This is a genomic window from Planotetraspora thailandica (genome assembly GCF_016863335.1).
Taxonomy (GTDB): Bacteria; Actinomycetota; Actinomycetes; order Streptosporangiales; family Streptosporangiaceae; genus Planotetraspora; species Planotetraspora thailandica.
Genome location: NZ_BOOR01000005.1, coordinates 86,097 through 109,138, shown reverse-complemented (window position 1 = coordinate 109,138; position 23,042 = coordinate 86,097). Strand labels below are relative to the sequence as shown.

The window sequence follows — 23,042 nt, the reverse complement described above, 5'->3', positions numbered from 1 at the left end:
GGATTAGACCAGCATGTGGGACGGGTCAGACGACCGTGTGCTCTTCCACGACGTCAAGACGGGTGTGCGCGACCAGGGCGTGCAGGGCGCGCAGCGCCGCGCCCGCGTGGTTCCCCCACGTGTTGAAGTAGGAGTACTGCCACCACCACACGGCCTCGAGCGGCCGCCCGGCCCAGTAGTGCCGCAGCCCGTGGATCAGGTCCGCCGCCACCGCCGACAGGTCGTCCGACAGCCGGTACGGTGTGACCGCCGTGTCCTTGTACGGGTCGAACACCTCGGCGTAGTCGTCCACAGGACCGAGGCGCGCGGCCAGTGCCGTACGAAGGGGATCGATGTCCGGGTCTTCGCTCAGCGCAGGCTCGACGTTGCCCTTGAGGATCACGTCTTCCATCGCTCCGAGCTGGGTGCCCGCGGCGCTCACCTGCGCCACCTCCATCAGCAGGAGGGGCAGGATGGCGTCGCCGCCCTCGCCTCCCGCCAGCCGCGTGAGGCCGTCGATGTAGTTCTGGGCGTGCCCGGCGATCCGTTCGGCCAGTGTGTTCCACTCGTCAGACATCCAGCAGCCTCCGTCCTTCGAAAGCGCGGCCCAAGGTGACCTCGTCGGCGTATTCGAGATCGCCGCCCACCGGGAGACCGCTGGCCAGTCGTGTCACTTTCAGCCCCAACGGCTTGACGAGCCTGGCCAGGTAGGTGGCCGTCGCCTCACCCTCGAGGTTCGGGTCGGTCGCGAGGATCAGCTCGGTCACCTGGCCGTCGGCCAGGCGGGCCATGAGCTCGCGGATCTTCAGGTCGTCGGGACCCACCCCGTCGATCGGGCTGATCGCCCCGCCGAGCACGTGGTAGCGGCCACGGAACTCGCGGGTCTTCTCGATCGCCACGACGTCTTTCGACTCCTCGACGACGCAGATCACATGCGGGTCGCGCCGCTGGTCACGGCAGATCTTGCATTCGGCCTCCGCGGCCACGTTGCCGCAGATCCGGCAGAAGCGGACCTTCTCCTTGACCTCGAGCAGCGCGTGCGCGAGCCGCTTCACGTCCGCGGGCTCGGCCGCGAGCAGGTGGAAGGCGATGCGCTGCGCGCTCTTGGGACCGACGCCGGGCAGCAGCCCGAGCTCGTCGATCAGATTCTGGACGACCCCTTCGTACATGGCTTCTAGAACCCCGGCAGCTGGCCGAGGCCGCCCCCGAGACCCTGGGCGAGCGGGCCGAGCTTCTCCTGCTGCAGCTCGGCGGCGGCGCGTACGGCGTCCCTGACGGCGGCGAGTACGAGGTCGGCGATGGTCTCCGCGGTCTCCTGCGGGTCGTCGGCGTCGATGGCCGACGGGCTGATCTCCAGTTCCAGCAGCTCGCCGCTCCCGTTGACGGTCGCGACGACGAGCCCGCCACCTGCGGTTCCCTCGACCTCCGCGTCGCTGAGCTCCTGCTGCGCGGAGACGAGCTGCTGCTGCATCAGCTGAGCCTGCTCCAGCAACTGCTGGAGGTTGACATCTCCTGGATTCACGATCGTGCGCTCCTCAGCGTCCTGCGACGTATTCGTCGCGACGAGCCTACGGCGTTTACCGCCTATGTGGCACTGGCGCCCGTGCGTGTTCCCCGCGATCCGGAGGGCAATCACGGCCGAGGGTCAAGAGCGGCGGCCGGAGGCCGGGATGCGCGATCCGCAGGCCGTGCAGGGCTTGACGGGCCTGAACGACGCGGCCTCGTCACCGCGACATCCGGCCAACCGTCAAAAACGTATTAGCCGGAAATGACCTCAGATAACTCACGGATCACAAGGAACCGCACGGATGGGGACCGCGCTACCCTCGCCGTCCCCATCCATGCGGGATCAGAACCGGCCGGGGCCCGTCCCCCCTCCAAGCGTCCGGGTCCCGTCCGTTCCATCGCGCCTGGTCGTTGCCGTCCTCACGCGACTTGGGAACCGTAACCGGCCTAACGTTGCATACAGGTTGCGATCACGTGGTTACTCATGGAGATTGGCAAATGCCGTCTCGGGTGTTAGGCAGTCCCCAGAGACATTCTTCAGATCTTCGCCCGACGGACCGGGGGTGCTGGATGCCGGACCTGTCAGTCCGCCGGCTGCACGAGGCAGCGGCGACGGCAGAGCGCGCCGGAGGAGGGGAAAACCGCAAGGTCATCTCGGATTCCTGGCGCAGGTCGCTGGAGGCCGGCATCGATCCCGAGACGCACGCCGCTCCGCTCGTCTACGACACCGACGTGATCGACGACGCGCGCCGGGCCCATCCGATGCACACGCTGCTCCCGATGCTCCGTCAAACCCTTCTGCAGATCGCCGACGAGGCCGCGCACATCATGGTCATCACCGATGCCGACGGCCGTGTGCTGTGGCGTGAGGGCCACCACGCGGTGCGCCGGGCGGCCGACGGCATCGGCCTGGCCGACGGTTTCCAGTGGTCGGAGCAGGCGGTCGGCACCAACGGCATCGGCACGGCTCTGGCCGTCGGCAAGCCGGCCCGCGTATACGCGGGCGAACACCTGTCGCTCGCCCTGCGCGTATGGTCCTGCGCGGGCGCTCCGATCGTCGACCCCGATTCCGGCGGCATGCTCGGCTGCCTCGACATCACCGGCAGAGCGCGCACCCTCCACCCGGCCACGGCCGCCCTGGTCGGCGCGGCCGCCCGCCTCGCGGAGAGCCACCTCACCCTGCGGATGCGCGAACACGACGAGCGGCTCCGCGGCCGCCACCACCGCCACCTCAACAGACCAGGGGCACTGGTCGCCCTGACCGGCCGAATCATCGGCGGCGACCACAGCATCGGCCGTCGCATCCGCCTGCCCGAGCCCGGCGACCGGGCGATCCTCGCCGACGGCCGTGCCTTCCTCGTCGAACCGCTGGGCGACGCCTACCGGCTCATCCCCGTCGGCTCGTCGCCCGCGCCCCGGCTCACCCTCACCCTGCTCGGGGCCGAGCACCCGTTCGCCCACCTCGACGGCGTCCGCGTCCCGCTCTCGCTCAGGCACGCGGAGATCCTCACCCTGCTGGCCTCCCACCCGCGCGGCCTGACCGCGGAGAAGCTCTCCTATCTCCTGTACGGCGACGCCGGCAACCCCGTGACCATCCGCGCCGAGATCCACCGCCTGCGGGCCCAGCTGACCCGGGCCATCGCCGCCAAGCCCTACCGGCTGACCTGCGAGGTCTCGGGCGACTTCCTCGCGGTACGGCAGGCTTTGGGCGAAGGCGACCTCGCCACCGTGGCCCGGCTCTACCAGGGGCCGCTGCTACCCCGGTCGGAGGCGCCCGCGATCCGCAGGACGCGCGACGAACTGGAGGCGAGGGTGCGCACCGGCCTGCTGACCAAGGGCACGATCGACGACCTGTGGTCCTACGCGCAGACCACCATCGGGCAGGATGACGTCGAGGTGCTCGAACGGCTCGTCGCGGCCCTTCCCGCGGGCGACCAGCGCCACGCCGCCGCCTCCGTACGGCTCAGCCTCGGCGACGCCTGACGCACCCGCGTCAGGGCTGGTCGATCTCGTCGATGATCCGGCCGCCGAGCTCGCGCTGGATGAGGGCCATGCCGCTGAGCTCGCCCCCCTCACTGTCGTTGAGGGGATCGCCGTCGTCCGGGCCCGCCTTCCTGCGAGCGGGCACCGACTCCGGCCACGCCTGGCGGGGGCCGCCCTGAGCGGCGGCGCGGGCGGCCGACTTGGCCGCGGCCATGCCCGATCCGGCCTTCGAACCGGACATCGGCGGCGCGGGCATCGGATGGCCGTCATCGTCGTCCGACGGCTCGTCGGGCCAGCTTTCGTCGGTCACCCCGGCGGACCCTCCGGCGGACACCCCGGCGGACACGGTCGCCGAGACGACGGCCGGCGAGGGATGAGCGGCCGCAACCGCGCCACGAGCGCCGCCCGCCTGGTGGCCCGAGCCGTTCTGGGTTGAACCGTTCTGTGTCGATCCGTTGTGGGGCGATCCGTTGCGGGCCGAGCCGTCGTCGGGCACGCCGTTCGCGGCGGGGGCGGACGTCTGGGTGCCCGGGTGCGCCTCCGAACCGCCTGAGCCCCCGGCGGACCTGGATGCCGCACCGGAAAGGTCGTCCGCCGGGGTGCCGTTCGCCCCGGGGCCGGAGGGCGCCGCCGGACCCTGACCGCCGCCCGGGGAACCGCCGCCGGGCCCGCCGCTGCCGCCGGAGGGACCGCCCGAGCCGCGGGAGCCGCCCCCGCCGGGACCGGAGCCACCGACGACCACGTCGACCCGCCAGGTGCCGCCGAGCACGTCGCCCAGCGCGGCCGCCACGACCTCGTCGCGCTTGCCCTTGAGGAAACCCTGCACGTCACCGGGCTTTTCGAAGCCCACGGTGACGACGTTGCCCTCCACGCCCAGCAATCGGCCCTGAGCGTTGAGGATCATCCACGCGACCCGTTGCCTGTTCTTGATCGCGTCGAGCACCCGGGGCCATGCCTGCTGAACCGGGCCCCCCTGGGCCGCTCCGCCTGCGGGGGCGTCCTGCACGGGCTCCGCGGAGGCCTGGGCACCCGGCCTCGCGGGCGCCGGCCAGTCGTCATCCCCCGAACCTCCCGCCGCCGGCGGCTCGGCCTGGGGAGCGGGAGCAGGGGCCGGAGCCTGGGCCGACGCGGGAGCCGGAGCAGGGGGCGAGACCGGCGCGGCGGGAGGCTGGACGGCCGACGGGATCGGCGCCGCGTACACCGCCGCGGGCACACCGCTGCGTTCGAGCCGTTCGAGACGCGCGAGCAGCGCGGCCTCGCCCTGGGCGGCGGCGGGCAGCAGCACGCGGGCGCACATCAGCTCGAGGAGCAGACGGGGAGATGTGGCGCCGCGCATCTCGGTGAGCCCGGCGTTGAACACCTCGGCCGCGCGGGTGAGCTCGGCAGGACCCATCGAGGCGGCCTGCGCCTGCAGCCGCTCCAGCTCGTCGGCCGGGCGGTCCAGCAGGCCGTTGGCGGCGGCCTCGGGCACGTTCGCGAGGATCACGAGGTCGCGGAAGCGCTCCAGCAGGTCCATGGCGAACCTGCGGGGGTCGTGGCCACCCTCGATGACCCGGTTGAGCGTGTGGAAGACCTGCGCGCCTTCGCGGGCGGCGAAGGCGCCGACGACCTCGTCGAGCAGCCCGCCGTCGGTGTACCCGAGCAGGGAGACCGCACGCTGGTAGGTGATCCCGCTCTCGTCCGCACCGGAGAGGAGCTGGTCGAGGATCGACAGCGAGTCGCGGGCCGAGCCCGCCCCCGCGCGCACGACCAGCGGCAGCGCGGCAGGCTCGTACGGCACGGCCTCCGACTCGAGGATCTCCTCCATGAGCTGGCGGAGCGTGCTCGGCGGCATCAGCCGGAACGGATAGTGGTGCGTGCGGGACTTGATCGTCCCGATGACCTTCTCCGGCTCCGTGGTCGCGAAGACGAACTTGAGGTGCGGTGGAGGCTCCTCGACCAGCTTGAGCAGCGCGTTGAAGCCCTCACGGGTGACCATGTGGGCCTCGTCGATGATGTAGATCTTGAAGCGGGCGGAGACCGGGGCGAAGAAGGCCCGCTCACGAAGGTCGCGGGCGTCGTCCACACCACCGTGGGAAGCGGCGTCGATCTCGATGACGTCGAGGTGGCCGGGGCCGGTCGGGCCCAGCGCGACACAGGACTCACACTCGCCACACGGGTCGGGCGTGGGGCCCTTCTCACAGTTCAGGGACCGGGCGAGAATGCGGGCGCTGGAGGTCTTGCCGCAGCCGCGCGGGCCGCTGAACAGGTAGGCATGGTTGATCCGGCCACTGCGAAGCGCCTGCCGCAGCGGTTCTGTGACGTGCTCCTGCCCCTTGACCTCGGCAAACGTGCCGGGCCTGTACTTGCGGTACAGCGCAAGGCTCATGCCGTCTCCTCGGGGGGTCAACCCGGCGGGCGGGCCCGCTAACTGAAAGAACCCCTCGCGCACCCGCCAGAGCCCGCTTATCCTTGCTGCCTTCCGGCCCTGGGGAGGTTCACAGGATGACGCCGCGCGAGGGGTCCGTGCCACAGTCTATCCACTCCCCGGGCGTGCGCAGGCCCGGAAAACCCGCGAAAACGACGGTCACCATTCGGCCCAACGTCCGCTAAGCTGTTCGGCGGAGGATTCGCCTAGTTGGCCTAGGGCGCACGCTTGGAAAGCGTGTTGGGGGCAACCCCTCAGGAGTTCGAATCTCCTATCCTCCGCGCCTGGTTGAGGCAGTAAACCAAGAAGGGGCCGACCCCATCCAAGTCGGCCCCTTCTTGCTGTCCGGGGTCTCGGTGGGCCGGAAAGCCTTCCCACCAACGGCTCGCCGAAGATCGGCTTCCAGCATCTTGCCGCCACAGCGATGCCGTCCGAACGGATCATCCTCGCGATCGGATGACAGCGGGACCGGTGATCGGAAGTGGTCCGAACTAGGAACGAACCGATGATCATGTCTGGTCGCAGCACCCAATAAAGCCGAACCGGCCGTTCACAGCTCTTGCTTGGCGTTGTAGGCCTCGCGCCACTGCTCGGCCGCCTGCAGCATGGCCTGGCCGACGTGGTCGAAGAAGTCGCCGACGTCCCGCAGCCGGCCCCCGGCGGGCGAGGCGGCCCCGAGGGTCTCAGCCGCTCCGCGGGCGAAGTCGGCCAGCAGGGCGTTCTGGCGGGCGCCGGCCATCCAGGCGCGGAAGAGCGCGTCGGCGTCGATGATGTAGCGGTCGCGGCGCCTGCGCGGGTCGCGTTCGCGGCGGACCATCTCCTGCTGTTCGAGCTCGCCGATGGCCTTGGAGACGGAGGCCGGGCTGACCTGAAGGCGCCGGGTGAGTTCGGCGGCGGTGAGGCTGCCGCTGTCGGTGAGGTAGAGGCTGGCGAGCACGCGGGCGGTCATCCGCGACAGACCGGTGCTGACCATGATCTCGGTGAACTGCTCCTCCACGGCGTCGACCGCCTCGACGTCGCGTTCCCCAGGGGCAGGCTGGCTCCTCCTGGCGCGTTCCCGGGTGGCCTCGTGCGCCTGGTCGGCCTGGTACCCCTCGGGTCCGCCGTTGCGGGCCACCTCGCGCGTGACAGTGGACAGCGGCCGGTCCAGGCGGGCGGCGATCTCGGTATAGGTGAGCCCTTCCGCCAGGCCGTCGGCGATCTGCCGGCGGTCCTGGTGGGTCAGCCTGCCTCCGGGCATGGGGGTGCCTTCCTGGTCGCGCCTGCACGGACGGGCAGTCTTGCATCCACTCCCATCTCATTGCAAGTCGACCACTTGCGTTCATCGACAAGCCATTGCAAGGAACCCTCATTTACCCACCCAACCAGCAGATTCAGCGTTGACGAAAAACTGAATGCAAGCTAGCTTTTCGTATGTCGAAACGACGAGCTTGATCGGAGTTCCTGTGAAGTCCTGGCATCGTCCGCTGCTGATCTGCGCGGGCCTCATGTGCACCCTGATGCTCGTCTGCGTCGCCGGGCTGCTGATCGACGACCGGACGCTGCTGGGCGAGTCGGTGTGGGTCAAACCGTTGAAGTTCGGCTTCGCCTTCGGCCTCTACGCCGGGACGCTGGCCTGGCTGCTCTCCAAGCTGACCAAGGGCAGGCGCCTGGGCTGGTGGGTCGGCACCGTGTTCGCCGTCGCCGCGACCGTCGAGGTCGGCGTCATCACCCTGCAGGCCGCCCGCGGCACCTTCAGCCACTTCAACGCCGACCAGAGCGATCCCATCACCTTGGCGCTGGTCCCGTTCCTCACCTACGGCGTAATGATCATCATGATCGCGCAGCTGATCATCGGGATCATGGTGGTGATCCAGCGCACCGCCGGCCCCGCGCTCACCCGCGCGATACGCGCCGGGCTTGGACTGGCCACCGTCGGCATGCTCCTCCCGCTCTACTGGATGGTCACCGACATACACCCCCGTACGGTCACCGACGCCAACGGCGCCCAGATCCCCATGTACCAGGGCCACGGCATCGGCGACCCCGACGGCCACGGCATGCCCCTCACCAACTGGAGCGTCACCGGTGGAGACTTCCGCGTCCCGCACTTCTTCGGCCTGCACGGCATCCAGCTGCTGCTCGCCCTCACCGCGGTCCTGGCCGCCCTGGCCACCCGGTACGCCTGGTTGCGGGACGAGCGAGTGCGTGCCCGCCTGGTGGGTGCCGCCGCCCTCGGCTACAGCGGCTTCGTCGCCGTCGTGACCTGGCAGGCCGCCCGCGGCCAGTCCCTGATCCACCCCGACGCGGCCACCCTCGCCGCCTTCGCCGCGACGGCACTGGTCACCGCGTTCGCCACCGCCTGGACCATCCTCGCGGCCAGGCGAGCCGTACGGCAGGCCGCCGGCGCAGAGCCCCGCCCGCTGATCGCCACCTCAGCCTGAAACGCCGCCTCGAGCCCACACCCGACCTTCAAGGACCCGATCATGACCGACCCGGCGATCTCCGCCACCGGCCTGCGCAAGGCCTACGGCAAGCACCTCGTACTCGACGGCGTCGACCTGGACATCCCGGCCGGCACCATCTTCTCCCTCCTCGGCCCCAACGGCGCAGGCAAGACCACCATGGTGAAGATCCTCTCCACGCTCATCTCCGCCGACGGCGGCGACGTCCGAGTGGCCGGCCATCACCTGACCAGGGAAGCGCAGGCCGTACGCGCCGCGATCGGCGTCACCGGCCAGTACTCCGCGGTGGACGGCCTGCTCACCGGCGAGGAGAACCTCCGCCTCATGGCCGACCTGCACCACCTGGGCCGATCCCGGGGCCGCGAGCGGGCGCGGGAACTGCTCGAGCGGTTCGACCTGGCCGAGGCCGCCGGCAAACCCGCCGCGACCTACTCCGGCGGCATGCGACGTCGTCTCGATCTCGCCATGACCCTCGTCGGCGACCCTCGCATCATCTTCCTCGACGAACCCACCACCGGCTTGGACCCGCGCAGCCGCCGCACCATGTGGCAGATCATCCGCGGACTGGTCACCGACCACGGCGTCACCATCTTCCTCACCACCCAGTACTTGGAAGAAGCCGACCAGCTCGCCCACCGGATCGCCGTGCTGAACCACGGCAAGATGGTCGCCCAGGGCACCGCAGAAGAACTCAAACGCCTGGTCCCCGGCGGCCACGTCAGCCTACGCTTCGCCGACCCACACGGCTTCGAGACGGCGTCCCAGGGGCTGCGCCCGATCTCCCGCGAAGAGGAGACGCTCACCCTGCACGTCCCAAGCGACGGCGGCGTCAGATCGCTGCGAGCGCTGCTCGACTGGCTCGACACCGCCTCCGTCACTGTCGACGAACTGGCCGTCCACGCCCCCGACCTCGACGACGTCTTCCTCGCCCTCACCCAGGAAAGCGAACCCGCCCGATGAACGCGCTCCACGACTCGGCCACGATGCTGCGCCGCAACCTGCGGCACATGCTCCGCTACCCCACCCTCACCCTGATGATCATCGGTATGCCGATCATCTTCCTGCTGCTGTTCGTCTACGTCTTCGGCGGCACCCTCGGCGCGGGGCTCGGCCAGGCCGGCGGCCGAGCCGACTACCTCGCCTACGTCACCCCCGGCATCATCCTGATGACGGTCGCCTCGGCCGCCACCGCCACCGCGGTGACCGTCGCAACCGACATGACCGAGGGCATCGTCGCCCGCTTCCGGACCATGGCCATCGCCCGCGCCTCCGTCCCGACCGGTCACGTGCTCGGCAGCATGATCCAGACCCTGCTCGGGGTCGCCGTCGTCGGCGGCGTCGCCGTACTGCTTGGATTCCGCTCGACCACCGGCCCTCTGCAGTGGCTCGCCGCGCTCGGCATCCTGACCCTGTTCGTCCTCGGCCTCACCTGGTTGTCGGCCGCGCTCGGCCTGGTCTCTCCCACTGTCGAGATCGCCAGTAACATCCCCATGCCGCTGATGTTCCTGCCGCTGTTCGGTAGCGGGTTCGTCCCCACCGACTCCATGCCCGGCCCGCTGCGCTGGTTCGCCGAGCACCAGCCGTTCACCCCGCTCATCGAGACCCTGCGATCCCTGCTGCTCGGCACCCCGATGGGCGACAACGCGACCGTCGCGATCGTCTGGGGCGCCGGCATCGCCCTGGTCGGCTACCTGTGGGCCAGGAAGCTCTACAACCGCGACCCCGCCCGCTAGATCCCGACGAGCGTCCTGCTCAACCCGCAGGGGTCGAGTCTCCGCCCGTCTCAATTCCCGTCTCAGTTCACCTCCGTACACCGCCGTCCGTACGGATCCGCGGGCCTCCTCGATGCCCAGGTCAGACCGCATGTGATCTCCCGTGAACAGACGTCAGCAGACTTGGAAAGCATGTTGGGGGGTTCGAATCTCCTATCCTCCGCGCCTGGTTGAGCAGCAAGAACACGAAACCCCCGGTCTGATACAACCGGGGCTTTCGTGCGTCTCCGTCTCAGTTGGCCTTGTCCGGCGGTTCGTCGGCCCCGTCCCTCGAGGCTTCCTCAGCCTTCCAGAGCAGTCCGTCCACTTGATCGGCAACGCTCTGCCGCATGCTGTCGGTGACGAAACCCGAACCTCATGAAGCCAAACCCGCACCTCGTACAGCAAGTGCTCGACAAGCTGGGGGCCGATCCAAAGCGGACGGTCCTGGTTGGAGACTCCCTCAGCGACATCGAGGCGGCCAAGGCCGCCGGAGTCCTCTCGGTTGGCTACGCCAACGAGCCCGGCAAGGCTGATCAGTTCGCAACCGCTGGGGCGGATGTCGTAGTAACGAGGCTGATAGATCTTGTTCCGGCATTGTGAGCATCCGCCAGGTCCGATTTCGGAGTTTGCGGACGCGAAGGGCCCCTTAGTCGTCAGATGTCCAGTGGGTTCTGGGCCAGATAGAGCAGGCTCTGCTTCAGGTAACCCCGGGGGTTGGCGTCCAGATGGCGCGCCCACGCGGGTCGGGTTTCCCCGCGCAGGTGTGCGTAGCAGGCGAGCGCGTAGCCGAGCATCTGCTCGGAAAGGTAGCCGAGCCGCGTATACGACCAACTCTGGTTGCCCTGGCTGAAGGTGAAGGCCGAGTTGGCCGTGAAGATGCCGAGGCCGAAGTAGACCGTCAGCAGGTCGGTGAGCGGCTCGTGGTCGTAGCGGTCGGGGGTGATGCGCTGCTCATCGAGGAGGCGCACATGGCCCAGTTCATGGGCGATGGTGGCGACGAGGGCCATCGGGCGAGCGGCCTGGCGCTGGTCGATGGCTATGACTGGGCGCCCGTTCTCGCGTCGGTAGTGCCCTGCGGCGGAGCGGGACTTGCGGGCAAGCCCGAGCCCGGCAACCATCGCGTCCTCCCCGTCGTCGGGCTCGATCTCGACCACGAGCAGACTGGGTTCCACGTTCAGGTACCCACAGATCTGGGCAACCAGAGCCCGGATGTCCGCATCAGAGCCGGCGTACGAGCCCGGGAAGAAACCGGCGGTCGGCAAGACCGGCCCCTGCTTGAGCACCTCGCGGCCGAACTCGGCCGCAAGCCAGGCCATGCAGTCTTGCGTCCACGCTCGCTCCGTCGCACCGACCGGACATTTCGCCGCGAACAGCCCCATGGCACCCCTCGTGTGATCACAGGCATCATGCACCCCCGGGCCGGACCCCGTCGACCGGCTTCCGCTCGGAATCGAGGCGTTTCCCGAAAGGGAGCACAACGACCTTGTGTCGGCCCCTCTTGACGTTTCCGGGTCTCGGTCGAGCTCTCAACATCCCAAGACGAGCGCGCCGCGGCGCTTGGGCGTTCAGTTCATCCTGTTCGCAGCCGGCTGGCCCGGGACTCCAGGTAGCGCCGCTCGGCGAGGCTGGCGGTGGCCTTCGCGGCGCGCCGGTAGTGCTCGTACGCTGCGGCCGTGTCGCCGGTCTTCTCCAGCAGATGCGCCCGTACGGACAGCAGCCGGTGATGCCCCGCGACCCGCTCGTCACCGTCCAATGTGGACAGCAGGGCCAGCCCGGCCGGCGGGCCCTCGGTCTCGGCGAGCGCGATCGCCCGATTGAGGGTGACCATCGGGTTGGGCGCGATCCGTTCCAGAATCAGGTAAAGGGCGTGCACCTGCGGCCAGTTGGTCTCCTCGACCGTGGCCGCGTCGGCGTGCGTGGCGGCGATGGCGGCCTGTAGCTGGTAAGGGCCCAGGGCCGGGCCGGCAAGCGACGCCTTGACCAGCTCGGTGCCCTCGTCGATCAGCTCGCGATCCCACTTCGTACGGTCCTGCTCGTCCAGCGGAACCAGGTCGCCGGCCGCCGTCGTACGCGCCTCCCTGCGGGCGTGGGTCAGCAGCATCAGCGCGAGCAGGCCGGTCACCTCGCCGTCCTCGGGCAGCTGCGCGTGCACCATCCTGGCCAGCCGGATCGCCTCGTGCGCGAGATCGGCTCGGTCCAACTCGCTGCCCGAGGAGGCGGTGTAACCCTCGTTGAAGATCAGGTAGAGCACGTGCAGGACGACCTGTAGTCGCTCCTCGCGCTCCGCGCCGTCCGGCAGGCTGAACGAGCTGCCGGCGGCCTTGATGCGCTGCTTGGCCCGGCTGATCCTGGCCGCCATCGTGGCCTCCGGCACCAGGAACGCGCGGGCTATCTCGGCAGTGGTCAGCCCGCCGACCGCCCGCAGCGTCAGGGCGGTCTGCGAGGCCGCGGTCAGCGTCGGATGGCAGCACAGGAACAGCAGGACGAGCGTGTCGTCGGTGTCCGGTACCTCCTCGGGCACCACCTCGGTGACCGTCGCCGCCTCCCGCTCGCGGCGCGCGTGGTCACTGCGCAGCTGGTCGATGAGCCGCCGGGACGCGACAGTCACCAGCCAGCCGCGCGGATTGTTCGGGACTCCCTCGGCCGGCCACTGCACGGTGGCGGCGAGGACCGCCTCCTGTACGGCGTCCTCACACCCTTCGAACTCGCCGTGCCGACGCACCAACGCGCCGAGGACCTGCGGCGTGAGTTCACGCAGCAGGTCCTCGATGGCCGGCGCCGTCATGCCGCCAATTGTCCGTCAGCCGAACATCACCTGCCGCACTTCGACCCCAAGACCCTCGATCGCGGTGTCCGGGATCTGCGCTGCCAGCTCGATCGCCCGGTCCTTGTTCTCGCAGTCGATCAGGTAGAAGCCGCCCAGGTACTCCTTGGACTCCAGGAAGGGTCCGTCGGTCACCACCGGCTGGCCGTTGCGTACGGACACCACGGCGGCCTGTGACGGGTCGACCAGCGCCTGCGTGAGGATCAGCTCGCCGGACTCCTTCAGCGCCTCGATGAACCTGCCGTGGCCGTCGCCGATCGCCGCCCTCTCCTCGTCGGTCAGCGCGTCCAGCACGGCCGGGTTGACGTGCAGGCTGATCAGGAACTTCATCTCGTACTCCTCGTGGTTCGCGAGCCCCGGACGGGCCCTTCAACCGTTGGTCGGAGCCACCGCCGTCGTCTTGACGTCCCCCGCTGAAAACTCTCGCATGAGTTTCGCCGTCACATCGCCCAGACCGCGAGGTCGTCATTTCCGGTGACGCCCCACCGCGAGAGATTTCCGTCCGTGCCGATGTCAAGAAGCCCTCGACCGCTCCGACCATCCGGCGAAACGTCGAGAGAACAGGAAGTTCGGATATGCGAGTGAACCGGGCATGGCTGGGACTGGTCGTCCTCATGTTGCCGACATTGCTCGTCGCGATGGACATGACGGCGTTGCTCCTCGCCCTCCCACAGCTGAGCGCCGACCTGGGCGCCACCAACGTCCAGCAGCTGTGGATCAGTGACAGCTACGGACTCATGGTGGCCGGCCTGGTCATCACGATGGGTACGCTCGGCGACCGGATCGGCCGCCGGCGACTGCTGATGATCGGCGGAGCGGCGTTCGCGGTGCTGTCGGTCGTGGCCGCCTTTTCGGTCAGCCCGCTGATGCTGATCGTCGCGCGTGCACTGCTGGGCGTCGCCGGCGCGACCCTGGCGCCGTCCACACTTGCCTTGATCACCAACATGTTCCGCGACGAACGACAGCGCGGGCAGGCCATCGCGATCTGGGCGACCTGCCAGTTCACCGGCGGCGCGCTCGGACCTGTACTCGCCGGATTCCTGCTCCAGCACTTCTGGTGGGGATCGGTGTTCCTGGCCGCCGTGCCGGCGATGGCATTGCTGGTGATCGCCGGGCGTGTCCTGCTGCCGGAGTTCCGCAGCGACCAGGCCGGCCTGCTCGACCTGGCCGACGTCGGGCTGTCGCTCGTGGCGGTGCTCCTGACGGTCTACGGCATCAAGCAGCTGACCGTCGAGAGCGTGCCGGTCGTGCCGGCGGCGGCCCTCGTCGTCGGCACAGCCATCGGATACCTGTTCGTACGGCGGCAGCTGCGGCTGGAGACGCCGCTGCTGGACCTGCGGCTGTTGCGCAACCGCCCGTTCACGGCCGTGCTCATCGCGCTGGTCTTCGCCGGCATCGCCATGGCCGGTACGGGCCTGCTGGTGACCCAGTATCTGCAGAGCGTGCTGGGCTACTCGCCGGTCGCGTCGGCGGTGCTGTTCGCGCCGATGGGCCTGGGCGTGGCGGTCGGCACCATGGCCGCGCCGGCGCTGGCCCGGCGGATGAAGCAGACGACCGCGATCGCCGGCGGGCTTGCGGGGTCGGCACTGGGCAGCCTGCTGCTGGTGGGCGCCGACGGTGCGAGCGCCCTGCCGCTGGTGATGATCGGCATCGCCGTACTGGCGCTGGGCACCGGCCCGCTGTTCGCGCTGGGCACCGGGCTGGTCGTCGGGTCCGTCCCGCCGGAGCGCGCCGGCTCGGCGGCGTCGATGTCGGAGACCGGCAACTACTTGGGCGGTTCGCTCGGCTTCGCACTGCTCGGTGTCGTGGCCGCGGTGGTCTACCGCAGCCGGATGGACGGCACGTCCGACTCGCTGGCCGGCGCGGTGGCCACCAGCCGGCATCTTCCCGCAGGCCAGGGCGAAGAACTGCTGCACACCGCACGGGAAGCGTTCACCGCCGGCCTGCACGTCACCGGCGTCGTCGCCGCGGTCATCTTCGCCGGGCTGGCCGTACTGATCCTCACCATGCGCCCGGCAACCCGGACCACCCCGGCCGTCCTCCCCGGCTACGAGGCGACTCGCTCATAGATGACTTCCCGTATATCGCGCGCATGGCCGCACTCCTCTAGCGCCAGAAGTAGGAGCATGTTTTATGTAGGCGTACTTCTATGTCCATCGGGGTGAGGTGTGGACAAGCCCGCCGAGATCTTCGACCGGGATTACGAGTGGTCGGCATTGAGCCGGTTCATCACCGATCCGCAGCCGGGAGCGACCCTTGGCGTGGTCTCCGGGCGTCTACGCCAGGGCAAGACCTTCCTGCTGGACGCCGCTTGCCGCGTCGCGGGAGGGTTCTACTTCGGTGCGACCGAGGCCGCCGACGCCGAGTCGCTGCGACGGATGAGTGCGGCGCTGACCGCCCATGTTCGCCCTGCAAGCCCGTTCCACTTCGCCAACTGGTCGGAGGCTGTCGACGCGCTGCTCGCCCTCGGCTCCGAGCGCCCCGTCCCCGTTGTGATCGACGAGTTTCCGTACCTCGCCAAGGCCAACCCGGAACTGCCTTCGATCATTCAAGAGGCACTGCGACCTCTGCGTGACCAGCGCACCGGCTCGCGCACCAGGCTGCTGCTGTGCGGCTCGGCGCTGTCCTTCATGGGCCGGCTGCTGTCGGGCAATGCCCCGCTGCGCGGTCGCGCCGGGCTTGAACTGGTCGTCCGCCCCCTCGACCACTACCTCGCCGCCGAGTTCTGGGGCATCGGCGACCCCCACCTGGCCATGAAGGTGAACGCGATCGTCGGCGGAACCCCTGCCTACCGGCGCGAGTTCGCGCGTGGCGACACCCCCGAAGGGCCGGACGACTTCGACGACTGGGTTGTCTGTACCGTCCTCAATCCCGAGACGCCGCGTCCTGGCCGCCGTTGCCGACGGCAATGCCACGCGCGGGGGCATGGCCGGCTATCTGGAACGCAAGGCCACCGATATCGCGCACCCCATCAACGTCCTCGAAGACGCAGGGCTGCTGCACCGTGACGCGGACGCCTTCCGCGACAATCGCCCCACGTACCGCATCGCCGAACCGCTGATCGGGTTCTACCACGCGATCATGCGCCCGGTCTGGGATCAGCTCGAACGCCCCGGGAGCGCGAGGCGGGTCTGGCAAGCCAGTCAACGTCGGTTCGTCAGTAATGTCCTCGGGCCCCACTTCGAACAGGTCTGCCGCGACTGGGCGCTGCATCACGCTGACCCCGAACTTCTGAGCGGTCTACCTGCCCGTGTCGGGCACGGCATAGTCCACGATGCCCGAGCCCGCACCGGGCATGAGGTCGATGTGGCGGTCATCGGCGTGGCCGACGGTTCCAAGGCGCCGCTCCTGGCCATCGGGGAGGCCAAGTGGAACGACACCATGGGCATGGCCCACATCGAACGCCTTCGGCACATCCGTAGCCTCATCGCCGAGGCCGGACGTTACGACACGACCGACACTCGACTCATCTGCTTCAGTGGCACAGGCTTCAACGACAAGGCATACGCCGCTGCGGATGCCGACCCCGACGTCCGGCTGATCGATTTGGCCACCCTCTACGGTCGGGGCTAAAACCTCTCACGGCCAGTACCTGCACGGCTCTGATCTAGCCGGGCGCGGCGGGAAAGCGAAAGCCGGTTGCGGTTGATACCCATGTGACCGCCATCCGCGCTATGGAAAGGCACCACATGACAGGGGACCCCCCGCCTCGCCCCGCCGAGCGTTTCGACGAGGTCTTCGACGTCTATTTCGCCGAGATCCACCGGTACGCGGCCAAGCGGCTCGGCCCGGACGCCGCCGACGACGTCGCGGCGCAGACGTTCCTGGAGGCGTTCCGGCAACGTCGGCGTTACGACCCGGAACGCGCGGGCGTGCGCACCTGGCTGTACGGCATCGCGACCAAGGTGATCGGCAGGCACCGGCGGGCCGAGACGCGCGCGCTGCGGGCAGGCGCCCGCCTCGGCCCGGGCCGGGGCGCCGAGGAGCACGCCGAGCGGATCGATTCGCGGGTCAGCGCCGAGGGCCTGCGGGGAGAGCTGGCCGAGGCGATCGCGGCGCTGCCGCGCGGGCAACGCGACGTGCTGCTGCTCGTTGCCTTGGCCGATCTCAGCCACGACGAGATCGCGGCGGCGTTGGGGATCTCCTATGGCACGGTCGGCTCCCGGCTGAACCGTGCCCGAACCACACTGCGCAAGGCGCTTGGCGGGACCAATCCGATGTTCACTTTGGAGGAACAGCATGGATGAAGTGCGGATGGTCCGGGACGGCTACCCCGAGCCCGCCCCACCCACCGCCCGGGCGATCGCCAGGGCGAAGGCACTGCTGGACGAGCCGTCCCGCCGTTCGACGCCCCGGCTGCGGTGGGGGCTGACCGGTGCGCTCGCGGCGGCCGCGGCGGCGACCGTGGCGATCACGCTCGCCGGGGGGAACACGGTCGTCGGCGGGAACGCGCCTGGCGGAGGGAGCACGGTCGCGCGGCCCAGCTCGCTGAACCTGGACGCCAAGGGGGCGGTCCTCGCGGCGGCGGAGAAGGCGGAACAGCAGCCGACCGGCAAGTACTGGTACATCGATCAGATCGATGGCCAGTCCTACATCATGCGCCCGAAGACCGGAACCTACGCGATCACCGGTGCGCACAGCGAGATGTTCAGCTGGTGGGGCGCCAAGTCCGGCATGGGCGAGGGGCACTACGGCCGCGACCTCCCGGCCCACCCGTTGACCGCGCAGGACGCGGCACTGTGGCGCAAGGACGGGTCGCCGTCGAGCTTTCGCGTCTGGTCCGGCGACCACTACTACACCTACACCGCCAAGGCGCAGAAGTGGCAGATGGACGGCCCGGAGAGGGGCACGGACCCACGCGGCGGCGGCGGAGGATTCGTGGGCGCCCCCGGGATGTCGGTCGAGGACCTGCAGAACCTGCCGACCGATCCCGCCAAGCTCGCCGAGAGGTTCCTGAGCGACGAGGCGCTCACGAAGAGGATGAACCCGAAGGGGACGCGCGAGGGGGGGCACGAGGGGATGCGGCTCCCGCCCAGCGTCAAGATCTCGATGGCGGGAGCCCTGGCGATGGACCCGGTCCCGCCGAAGGTGCGGGCGGGCCTGATGCGGGCACTGGCCGACCAGCCGGGCATCCACGCCATCGGCCGCGACACCGACCCGCTGGAGCGCAAGGGCGTCGCCCTGGCCTCCGACGACCGCGCCACGACGGTCACCGGCGAGTACGGCGGGCCGAAGGCCGAGCAGGGGACCTACCGCTCCCGCACGGTGATCGTCTTCGATGAGCGCACCGGAGCGGTGCTGTCCGTACAGGAGGAGCTGACCAAGCCCGGCGGCCCGTACGCGGAAATGAAGCCCGGGTTCGTCATCAATTACATCGCCTACCGCTCGGCGGGGTGGACCGACGCCAAGCCGAAGCCCTCGGCCGAACTGCCGTTCAGCTGACCCCTCGACCGGCCCGTCGGCCAGGTCTCGACATCGTTCACTCTGACCTCGGGCGCAGGGCCCGGTCGCTTATGGCGACCGGGCCTTCTCGCATCGCCTTACGGCCGCGTCCCGGACATGGTGCTGATCGCGAAGCCTGTGACCGTCTTCGTGGACTTTCGTGTGTCCGGCTGAGAAACCGGCGATCTCGATTTGATTGAGACGGCCTTGATCGATTGAACGCGAAATGGCATTTCGTTACGGTTTTCCGCGCCGATCAATCGAAGGCACAGTTCGTACGGTTCAGATAGCGGGTGCGAGGTTTTCATGGGTATGTCCAAGTCCAGGCAGCGGCTCATCGAAGCGGCGGCGGAGTCGCTCGAGCCGGGCGAGCAGCCGGAGATCGCCAGCATCGCGATGGTCGGCAGCATGCGTCTCAAGCGGAGCCTCGCCCTGGGGCTCGCCACGGCCGCCCTGACCGGCGGTGCCGCCGCGGCGTTCCTGGTGCCGGTGAAGCGCTATGTGCTTCTCACCGACCGCCGCCTGCTGTTCTTTGAGATGAACCAGTTGACCGGCCGCCCGACCCGCAACCTGATTGGCGAGATCCCCCGGCCCGCGATCGGCGTCGTGAACGTCAGCGTGGGGATCACCGGCGTCCTCAAGGTGGCGGTGGGCGCCGAGCAGGGGCTCAAGTTGCGTTTCCCCATCCCCGCCCGGACGGACGCCCGCCGGATGGCGGAGGCTCTGCGCGACGGCGCCGACGCAGACGTCACCGCCGGCTGAGACCGACCGGCCGGGTGGGCTTCGCCGGATGTCCGGCGGAGCCCACCCTGTCGTTTCGGCACCTCGCGGCTCAGCGGGCGACCGCCCGCGTCGCCGTGCTGGTGGCGAGGCCTTCTGCGTGACCCGTACGGCGAGCGGCGACCTTCACGGTGATCTTCTTGCCGCGCAGGGAGGACTTGAGGATCAGCGAAGACTTGGTGGCGCCCGCGATCGCCTTGCCGTTCGCGTACCACCGGTAGAGATATGACGTCGGAGCAGGCGTCCAGGTGCCGTGGGAGGCCTTGAGCGTCCGGCCGACCTTGGCCGTGCCGGAGATGGTCGGCCTCTTGACGACCTTCGGAGCGACGCCCTTGGCGACGGTCACGGCGGCGGTGGTCGCCGTGCCGTCGGCGTACCCGGTGCGGCGGGCACTGACCACGACCGTCAGCTTCTTGCCGAGCACCGACGCGGGCACCGTGTAGGAGGACGCCGTGGCCCCGGCGATCGAGACGCCGTTCGCCTTCCACTGGTAGGCGTACGACGTCACGGCCGGCGTCCACGTGCCCGGTGACACGGTCAGCTTCACTCCGACCCTGGCGGTGCCGGAGATGACCGGCGCCTTGACGACTTTCGAGGCGACGCCCTTGGCGACGGTCACGGCGGCGGTGGTCGCCGTGCCGTCGACGTAGCCGGTGCGGCGGGCACTGACCACGACCGTCAGCTTCTTGCCGAGCACCGACGCGGGCACCGTGTACGAGGACGCCGTGGCCCCGGCGATCGCCGTGCCGTCCGCCTTCCACTGGTAGGCGTACGACGTCACGGCCGGCGTCCACGTGCCCGGCGACACGGTCAGCTTCACCCCGACCTGGGCACTACCTGTGATCTTGGGAGCCGCGGTGTTCGTCAGCGTGGCTTCGGTGACGGTGAAGGTGCCGCGGGAGTATTCGACGCTGTTGTGGGTGATGACGCTGAGGGACCACGTGCCCGGCATGGCTCCGGTCAGATCCAGGACCGCCGTCAGGCTTTTCCGGTCCGCCGACACCGCGGTGGTGACCGCCTCCAGCGTGGTGCCGGACTGGTAGATCCGGACCTTGTCGTCCTCGTGCAGGGCGGTCCCCGTCACCGTCAGGGTGGCCTTGCCGCCCGCCGCGGAGGTGGTCGGACTGACTCCGGTGACACTGACCTTCTCGGCGCCGCACCGGATGGCCGTGCAGTCGAGTTGCACACTGTACGAGGTCTGCGCCGCCTTCTCCGGCAGGCCGATGACCAAGATGCTGGGGGAGACGGCCGTGGAGTACGGCTCGCTCATGTAGCACTGGTAGCTGCTCGGAATGAACAGCACACAGTTGTTGGCCAGGCTCGTGCCGTAGAGCGCGGGGACTGCGGTCTCGGTGCCCCCGGCGGTGTCGCTGATCGTGAAGTCGAACCGGTCGTTGTACGCGGTGGGCAGCGCCGCGCAGACGGCCGTGTGCTGCTCGTCCAGGGTGCCGGTGATCGGCCCGTACCCGTAGCTGACGTTCGGTACGGCGGTGCACTCGGCGGCCGGTCCGGCTGCGGTGGCGATACGGAGGGCGTCGAAGCGGTACGAGGTGGCGGCCTGCAGGTTCCTCGGAACGGTGACGAGGACCTGGTAGCTGGTGGATCCGGTGACCGCGCAGGACTTGTTGATGTTGCCGCAGACCGCCTTGCCGTCCGCGTCGAAGGCCAGCAGGTTGGCGGTGCCGAGGGCGTCCCGGACGTTCAGGTGCAGGGTGTCCGTGGTGTTACCGGTGGTCACCTTGCGGCAGAGCAGCGTGCCCGGCGCGCCGAGTGCGCCGCCCGTCGAAGGACCGCCGACCGCGGTCGCGGGGGTCGCGGCGCAACCCTTCGCCGTCGCGGTGACGTCGCGGCGGGTCAGAGTGTACGTGGCACGCGTGTCCGCACCGGTGACCAGGACAGTGTGGGCGACGCCCGGGGTGAGGGTGCAGGTGGTCCAGGTGGACGGGGAGCCGAAGGCGGAGCAGACCTGCTTGCCGGACGCGTCGAGCACCGAGAACTGGGCCGGAGAGGACCCGGAGACCGCTTGAAGCTGGACGTTCTCCACTGGGCTGTGGGCGTTCGCCGGAATGCTCAGGCAGGTCGAGAAGACGCCGTCGCCGGTGCTGAACGACGCAGCGGGACTGTTCGCGGTGAAGTCACCCACGGGGAGCGTCTGACAGGTGCTCGTGGCGTCCGTGCGATACAGCGCGACCGCGTACGAGCCGGTCGTCTTGTCCCCGTCGTCGGCGGAGACCAACGCCCGGTACGGAGCCCTGCCGGTGAGCGCACATGTCCCCTCAGAGAGGTCGCCGGTATCGCACAGCGTGGTTCCATCGGCGTCGACGACGGTCACATCGGGGTCTGGGCCCGGCGTGCTCAGGGCTGTCAGCGCGGCCATCCGGGCGCCTTCGGGAAGAGGCAGCGTCAGGCAGTCCACCTCACCACCCGCCGTGAAGGCGCCACGGTAGGTGCCGAGCTGGACGGGCTCACAACCGGCCGTACCGGCGCGGTCGAGGATCAGGGTCGGACTGTCGGTGATCAGGGTGTACTTGCCTGCGGCGGGCACAGTACACGGGGACACCCAGGTCTCACAGACGGTCTTCCCGTCGTGGTCGTAGACCGTGGGCACGGACCGGCTACCGGACGACGGGACGCCGTACACCGCGTAGCGTCCCGCGGCCGGGGCGGTGAAGACCTTGCAGTCGGAGTCCGAGCTCGGGGTGGTGGGCGCGGAGTTGTAGGAGTTGATCGGAACGCTCACGCAGCCCTGCGGCTCGGAGAGGCGGCGGATCTTCACCCTGTAGTCGGCCGGGAAACCACCCTCGATGTGCCTGACCCTGATGAGCACGCGGTAGGGGCCGTCGCCGGGGAGTACGCAGCCGTCGCTGTCGTCTTCGTTGAAGTGCGGGCAGATGTGGGCACCGGTCCCGTCAGTGATCCACCCCAAGGATTCGCCGTACACGGTGGTCCTCAGGTCGACGGTGATCCGTTCTCCGGCCCGCCCGGTGAACGGCTGGCACATGATCGCCAGCACGCCGGGGACCGAGCCGGTCAGGGGCGGGTCTGCGTACGACGTCCCCGTCTCCGGCGAGCAGGAGTCGGTGGTGGCGAGAGGAACGACGGAGACGACGGCCGCCGGCATGTCGTCAAAACCGTTGTTGACGAGCTGCAGGGTGTAGACGCCCGCGTGTGACAACCGGCACCAACCGGCGCCCCATGTGGGGTCGTAGCAGTCCAGCTGCGTGTCGCCGTCGAAGACCTGGGCGTACGTCTGAGCATGGATGTCGTCCACGGCAACGTAATGCAGGCCGGCCTGCTCGGCGGTGAAGGTGAAGCAGGCGCTGCCGCCTCGCGGAATCGCCGCCTTGCCCACCCCTGCACCCGTGTCGCCGAAGGAGGCGAGCGGCAGGACGGCGCAATCTTCGGCGGCCGCACCGGCTGCGGTGACGGTGGTGGCGGCGCTGGTGGTGGTGTCCGCTGCCGCCCACGCGCCGCCGGTCGGCAGCAGCGTCGTCAGCACGATCGCGAGTGTGAGCAGCAAGGCGGATAACGCCGCGCTTCGCCCGGCCGTGCCGGGGTGATCAGACATTGCGCCCCCTGGACGTCTGATGGCATGCGCCTGCGATGAAAGCGGGGCAACAGTGCCTGACGTGACAAATCGTAAATGTGGGGCAATGATCGCACATTGATCGCTGAGCCGTCAGAAGGAAATAACCGCCAGTTAGGCGGACAGTGTGGAGGTGTCGTCACGACGGCTTCCGCCTTGCTCCATATGCCCCGGCGAACATATGGGCTTAAATGCCGACAAAACACCACACCACGCTCGGCTGCTCAGTCATCGGAAGGCCGCGCAAACTCGTGCCGTGGCTCACGATCCGACGATGTCCACAATTGGCCACTACATATGGTTACTAATTAATCGCAATCTGCTGCCATACGGGATA

General features: G+C 69.2%; 20 protein-coding genes, 1 tRNA gene and 1 other RNA gene. 12 read left to right on the top strand and 10 right to left on the bottom strand.

From position 1 onward, the window contains the following. Positions 1-25 precede the first annotated feature (25 nt). The 3 genes from Pth03_RS03325 to Pth03_RS03315 are packed head-to-tail and all read right to left on the bottom strand — an operon-like array spanning position 26 to position 1,501. Positions 26-556: a DUF5063 domain-containing protein gene (locus Pth03_RS03325; RefSeq protein ID WP_203942592.1), complete on the bottom strand. Its 531-nt coding sequence runs from the start codon at positions 554-556 to the stop codon at positions 26-28. Next, complete coding sequence (gene recR / locus Pth03_RS03320) at positions 549-1,148, bottom strand: recombination mediator RecR (protein ID WP_203942591.1); 600 nt, start codon at positions 1,146-1,148, stop codon at positions 549-551. The genes Pth03_RS03325 and recR overlap by 8 nt, the downstream gene beginning before the upstream one ends. A 5-nt stretch (positions 1,149-1,153) precedes the next feature. Continuing rightward, a complete protein-coding gene (locus tag Pth03_RS03315; RefSeq protein WP_203942590.1) occupies positions 1,154-1,501 on the bottom strand; it encodes a YbaB/EbfC family nucleoid-associated protein in 348 nt (115 codons plus the stop codon). Between the two features lie 554 nt (positions 1,502-2,055). Between Pth03_RS03315 and Pth03_RS03310 the strand changes: the two genes are divergently transcribed. Further along, positions 2,056-3,468 carry a helix-turn-helix domain-containing protein gene (locus tag Pth03_RS03310; protein ID WP_203942589.1) on the top strand — a complete coding sequence of 471 codons (1,413 nt, stop codon included), beginning with the start codon at positions 2,056-2,058 and terminating at the stop codon, positions 3,466-3,468. Between the two features lie 10 nt (positions 3,469-3,478). Here the strand turns inward: Pth03_RS03310 and Pth03_RS03305 are convergent, their stop codons facing one another. After that, a complete protein-coding gene (locus Pth03_RS03305) occupies positions 3,479-5,836 on the bottom strand; it encodes a DNA polymerase III subunit gamma and tau (protein ID WP_203942588.1) in 2,358 nt (785 codons plus the stop codon). 43 nt (positions 5,837-5,879) lie between these two features. Further along, positions 5,880-5,975, bottom strand: an RNA gene (ffs, locus tag Pth03_RS03300) — signal recognition particle sRNA small type. Positions 5,976-6,070: 95 nt separating this feature from the next. Here ffs and Pth03_RS03295 point away from each other — a divergent pair. Then, positions 6,071-6,156: transfer RNA gene (locus Pth03_RS03295), tRNA-Ser, on the top strand. Between the two features lie 269 nt (positions 6,157-6,425). Here the strand turns inward: Pth03_RS03295 and Pth03_RS03290 are convergent. Continuing rightward, positions 6,426-7,115 carry a GbsR/MarR family transcriptional regulator gene (locus Pth03_RS03290; protein ID WP_203942587.1) on the bottom strand — a complete coding sequence of 230 codons (690 nt, stop codon included), beginning with the start codon at positions 7,113-7,115 and terminating at the stop codon, positions 6,426-6,428. 205 nt (positions 7,116-7,320) lie between these two features. On the opposite strand from Pth03_RS03290, the gene Pth03_RS03285 reads away from it, so the two are divergent. The 4 genes from Pth03_RS03285 to Pth03_RS03270 all read left to right on the top strand — a co-directional run bounded on the left by Pth03_RS03285 (position 7,321) and on the right by Pth03_RS03270 (position 10,673). After that, positions 7,321-8,298: a hypothetical protein gene (locus tag Pth03_RS03285; protein WP_203942586.1), complete on the top strand. Its 978-nt coding sequence runs from the start codon at positions 7,321-7,323 to the stop codon at positions 8,296-8,298. Positions 8,299-8,340: 42 nt separating this feature from the next. Then, the gene (locus Pth03_RS03280; RefSeq protein WP_203942585.1) at positions 8,341-9,279 is read left to right on the top strand and encodes an ATP-binding cassette domain-containing protein; all 939 of its coding nucleotides are present in this window, start codon (positions 8,341-8,343) and stop codon (positions 9,277-9,279) included. Then, positions 9,276-10,052 (top strand): ABC transporter permease, encoded by a 777-nt coding sequence (locus tag Pth03_RS03275; protein ID WP_203942584.1) that lies wholly within the window; start codon positions 9,276-9,278, stop codon positions 10,050-10,052. The genes Pth03_RS03280 and Pth03_RS03275 overlap by 4 nt, the downstream gene beginning before the upstream one ends. 396 nt (positions 10,053-10,448) lie before the next feature. After that, complete coding sequence (locus tag Pth03_RS03270) at positions 10,449-10,673, top strand: HAD family hydrolase (RefSeq protein ID WP_275413019.1); 225 nt, start codon at positions 10,449-10,451, stop codon at positions 10,671-10,673. A gap of 53 nt (positions 10,674-10,726) precedes the next feature. On the opposite strand, the gene Pth03_RS03265 is transcribed toward Pth03_RS03270, so the two are convergent. From Pth03_RS03265 to Pth03_RS03255, 3 genes are all read right to left on the bottom strand, one after another. Continuing rightward, the gene (locus Pth03_RS03265; RefSeq protein ID WP_203942582.1) at positions 10,727-11,452 is read right to left on the bottom strand and encodes a hypothetical protein; all 726 of its coding nucleotides are present in this window, start codon (positions 11,450-11,452) and stop codon (positions 10,727-10,729) included. Positions 11,453-11,643: 191 nt separating this feature from the next. Beyond that, positions 11,644-12,858, bottom strand: a complete 1,215-nt coding sequence (locus Pth03_RS03260) for an RNA polymerase sigma factor (RefSeq protein WP_203942581.1) — start codon at positions 12,856-12,858, stop codon at positions 11,644-11,646. 15 nt (positions 12,859-12,873) lie between these two features. Continuing rightward, positions 12,874-13,227 (bottom strand): YciI family protein, encoded by a 354-nt coding sequence (locus tag Pth03_RS03255; RefSeq protein WP_203942580.1) that lies wholly within the window; start codon positions 13,225-13,227, stop codon positions 12,874-12,876. Between the two features lie 245 nt (positions 13,228-13,472). On the opposite strand from Pth03_RS03255, the gene Pth03_RS03250 reads away from it, so the two are divergent. The 6 genes from Pth03_RS03250 to Pth03_RS03230 all read left to right on the top strand — a co-directional run bounded on the left by Pth03_RS03250 (position 13,473) and on the right by Pth03_RS03230 (position 19,101). Then, complete coding sequence (locus tag Pth03_RS03250) at positions 13,473-14,966, top strand: MFS transporter (RefSeq protein ID WP_203942579.1); 1,494 nt, start codon at positions 13,473-13,475, stop codon at positions 14,964-14,966. Positions 14,967-15,065: 99 nt separating this feature from the next. Next, positions 15,066-15,905, top strand: coding sequence for an AAA family ATPase (locus Pth03_RS41250; protein WP_239118723.1), 840 nt, complete (start codon positions 15,066-15,068; stop codon positions 15,903-15,905). After that, positions 15,823-16,470: a hypothetical protein gene (locus Pth03_RS41245; RefSeq protein ID WP_239118722.1), complete on the top strand. Its 648-nt coding sequence runs from the start codon at positions 15,823-15,825 to the stop codon at positions 16,468-16,470. The genes Pth03_RS41250 and Pth03_RS41245 overlap by 83 nt, the downstream gene beginning before the upstream one ends. A 116-nt stretch (positions 16,471-16,586) precedes the next feature. Then, positions 16,587-17,144 carry an RNA polymerase sigma factor gene (locus Pth03_RS03240; protein WP_203942578.1) on the top strand — a complete coding sequence of 186 codons (558 nt, stop codon included), beginning with the start codon at positions 16,587-16,589 and terminating at the stop codon, positions 17,142-17,144. Beyond that, on the top strand, positions 17,137-18,339 hold the full coding sequence (locus tag Pth03_RS03235; RefSeq protein WP_203942577.1) for a CU044_5270 family protein: 1,203 nt from the start codon (positions 17,137-17,139) through the stop codon (positions 18,337-18,339). Before Pth03_RS03240 ends, Pth03_RS03235 begins: the two co-directional genes overlap by 8 nt. Positions 18,340-18,651: 312 nt before the next feature. Continuing rightward, entirely contained in the window at positions 18,652-19,101 is a 450-nt protein-coding gene (locus tag Pth03_RS03230) for a hypothetical protein (RefSeq protein WP_203942576.1), read from the top strand. A 70-nt stretch (positions 19,102-19,171) separates the two neighbouring features. On the opposite strand, the gene Pth03_RS03225 is transcribed toward Pth03_RS03230, so the two are convergent. After that, the gene (locus Pth03_RS03225; protein ID WP_203942575.1) at positions 19,172-22,687 is read right to left on the bottom strand and encodes a hypothetical protein; all 3,516 of its coding nucleotides are present in this window, start codon (positions 22,685-22,687) and stop codon (positions 19,172-19,174) included. Between the last annotated feature and the right edge of the window lie 355 nt (positions 22,688-23,042).

Bases quoted from the DNA above. Each gene is read 5' to 3' on its own strand.
- Pth03_RS03265 (WP_203942582.1), bottom strand. From the start codon at position 11,452: ATGGGGCTGTTCGCGGCGAAATGTCCGGTCGGTGCGACGGAGCGAGCG.
- Pth03_RS03225 (WP_203942575.1), bottom strand. From the start codon at position 22,687: ATGTCTGATCACCCCGGCACGGCCGGGCGAAGCGCGGCGTTATCCGCC.
- Pth03_RS03290 (WP_203942587.1), bottom strand. From the start codon at position 7,115: ATGCCCGGAGGCAGGCTGACCCACCAGGACCGCCGGCAGATCGCCGAC.
- Pth03_RS03240 (WP_203942578.1), top strand. From the start codon at position 16,587: ATGACAGGGGACCCCCCGCCTCGCCCCGCCGAGCGTTTCGACGAGGTC.
- recR (WP_203942591.1), bottom strand. From the start codon at position 1,148: ATGTACGAAGGGGTCGTCCAGAATCTGATCGACGAGCTCGGGCTGCTG.
- Pth03_RS03280 (WP_203942585.1), top strand. From the start codon at position 8,341: ATGACCGACCCGGCGATCTCCGCCACCGGCCTGCGCAAGGCCTACGGC.
- Pth03_RS03310 (WP_203942589.1), top strand. From the start codon at position 2,056: ATGCCGGACCTGTCAGTCCGCCGGCTGCACGAGGCAGCGGCGACGGCA.
- Pth03_RS03325 (WP_203942592.1), bottom strand. From the start codon at position 556: ATGTCTGACGAGTGGAACACACTGGCCGAACGGATCGCCGGGCACGCC.
- Pth03_RS03250 (WP_203942579.1), top strand. From the start codon at position 13,473: ATGCGAGTGAACCGGGCATGGCTGGGACTGGTCGTCCTCATGTTGCCG.
- Pth03_RS03255 (WP_203942580.1), bottom strand. From the start codon at position 13,227: ATGAAGTTCCTGATCAGCCTGCACGTCAACCCGGCCGTGCTGGACGCG.
- Pth03_RS03235 (WP_203942577.1), top strand. From the start codon at position 17,137: ATGGATGAAGTGCGGATGGTCCGGGACGGCTACCCCGAGCCCGCCCCA.
- Pth03_RS03275 (WP_203942584.1), top strand. From the start codon at position 9,276: ATGAACGCGCTCCACGACTCGGCCACGATGCTGCGCCGCAACCTGCGG.
- Pth03_RS03230 (WP_203942576.1), top strand. From the start codon at position 18,652: ATGTCCAAGTCCAGGCAGCGGCTCATCGAAGCGGCGGCGGAGTCGCTC.
- Pth03_RS03260 (WP_203942581.1), bottom strand. From the start codon at position 12,858: ATGACGGCGCCGGCCATCGAGGACCTGCTGCGTGAACTCACGCCGCAG.
- Pth03_RS03305 (WP_203942588.1), bottom strand. From the start codon at position 5,836: ATGAGCCTTGCGCTGTACCGCAAGTACAGGCCCGGCACGTTTGCCGAG.
- Pth03_RS41245 (WP_239118722.1), top strand. From the start codon at position 15,823: ATGGCCGGCTATCTGGAACGCAAGGCCACCGATATCGCGCACCCCATC.
- Pth03_RS03270 (WP_275413019.1), top strand. From the start codon at position 10,449: ATGAAGCCAAACCCGCACCTCGTACAGCAAGTGCTCGACAAGCTGGGG.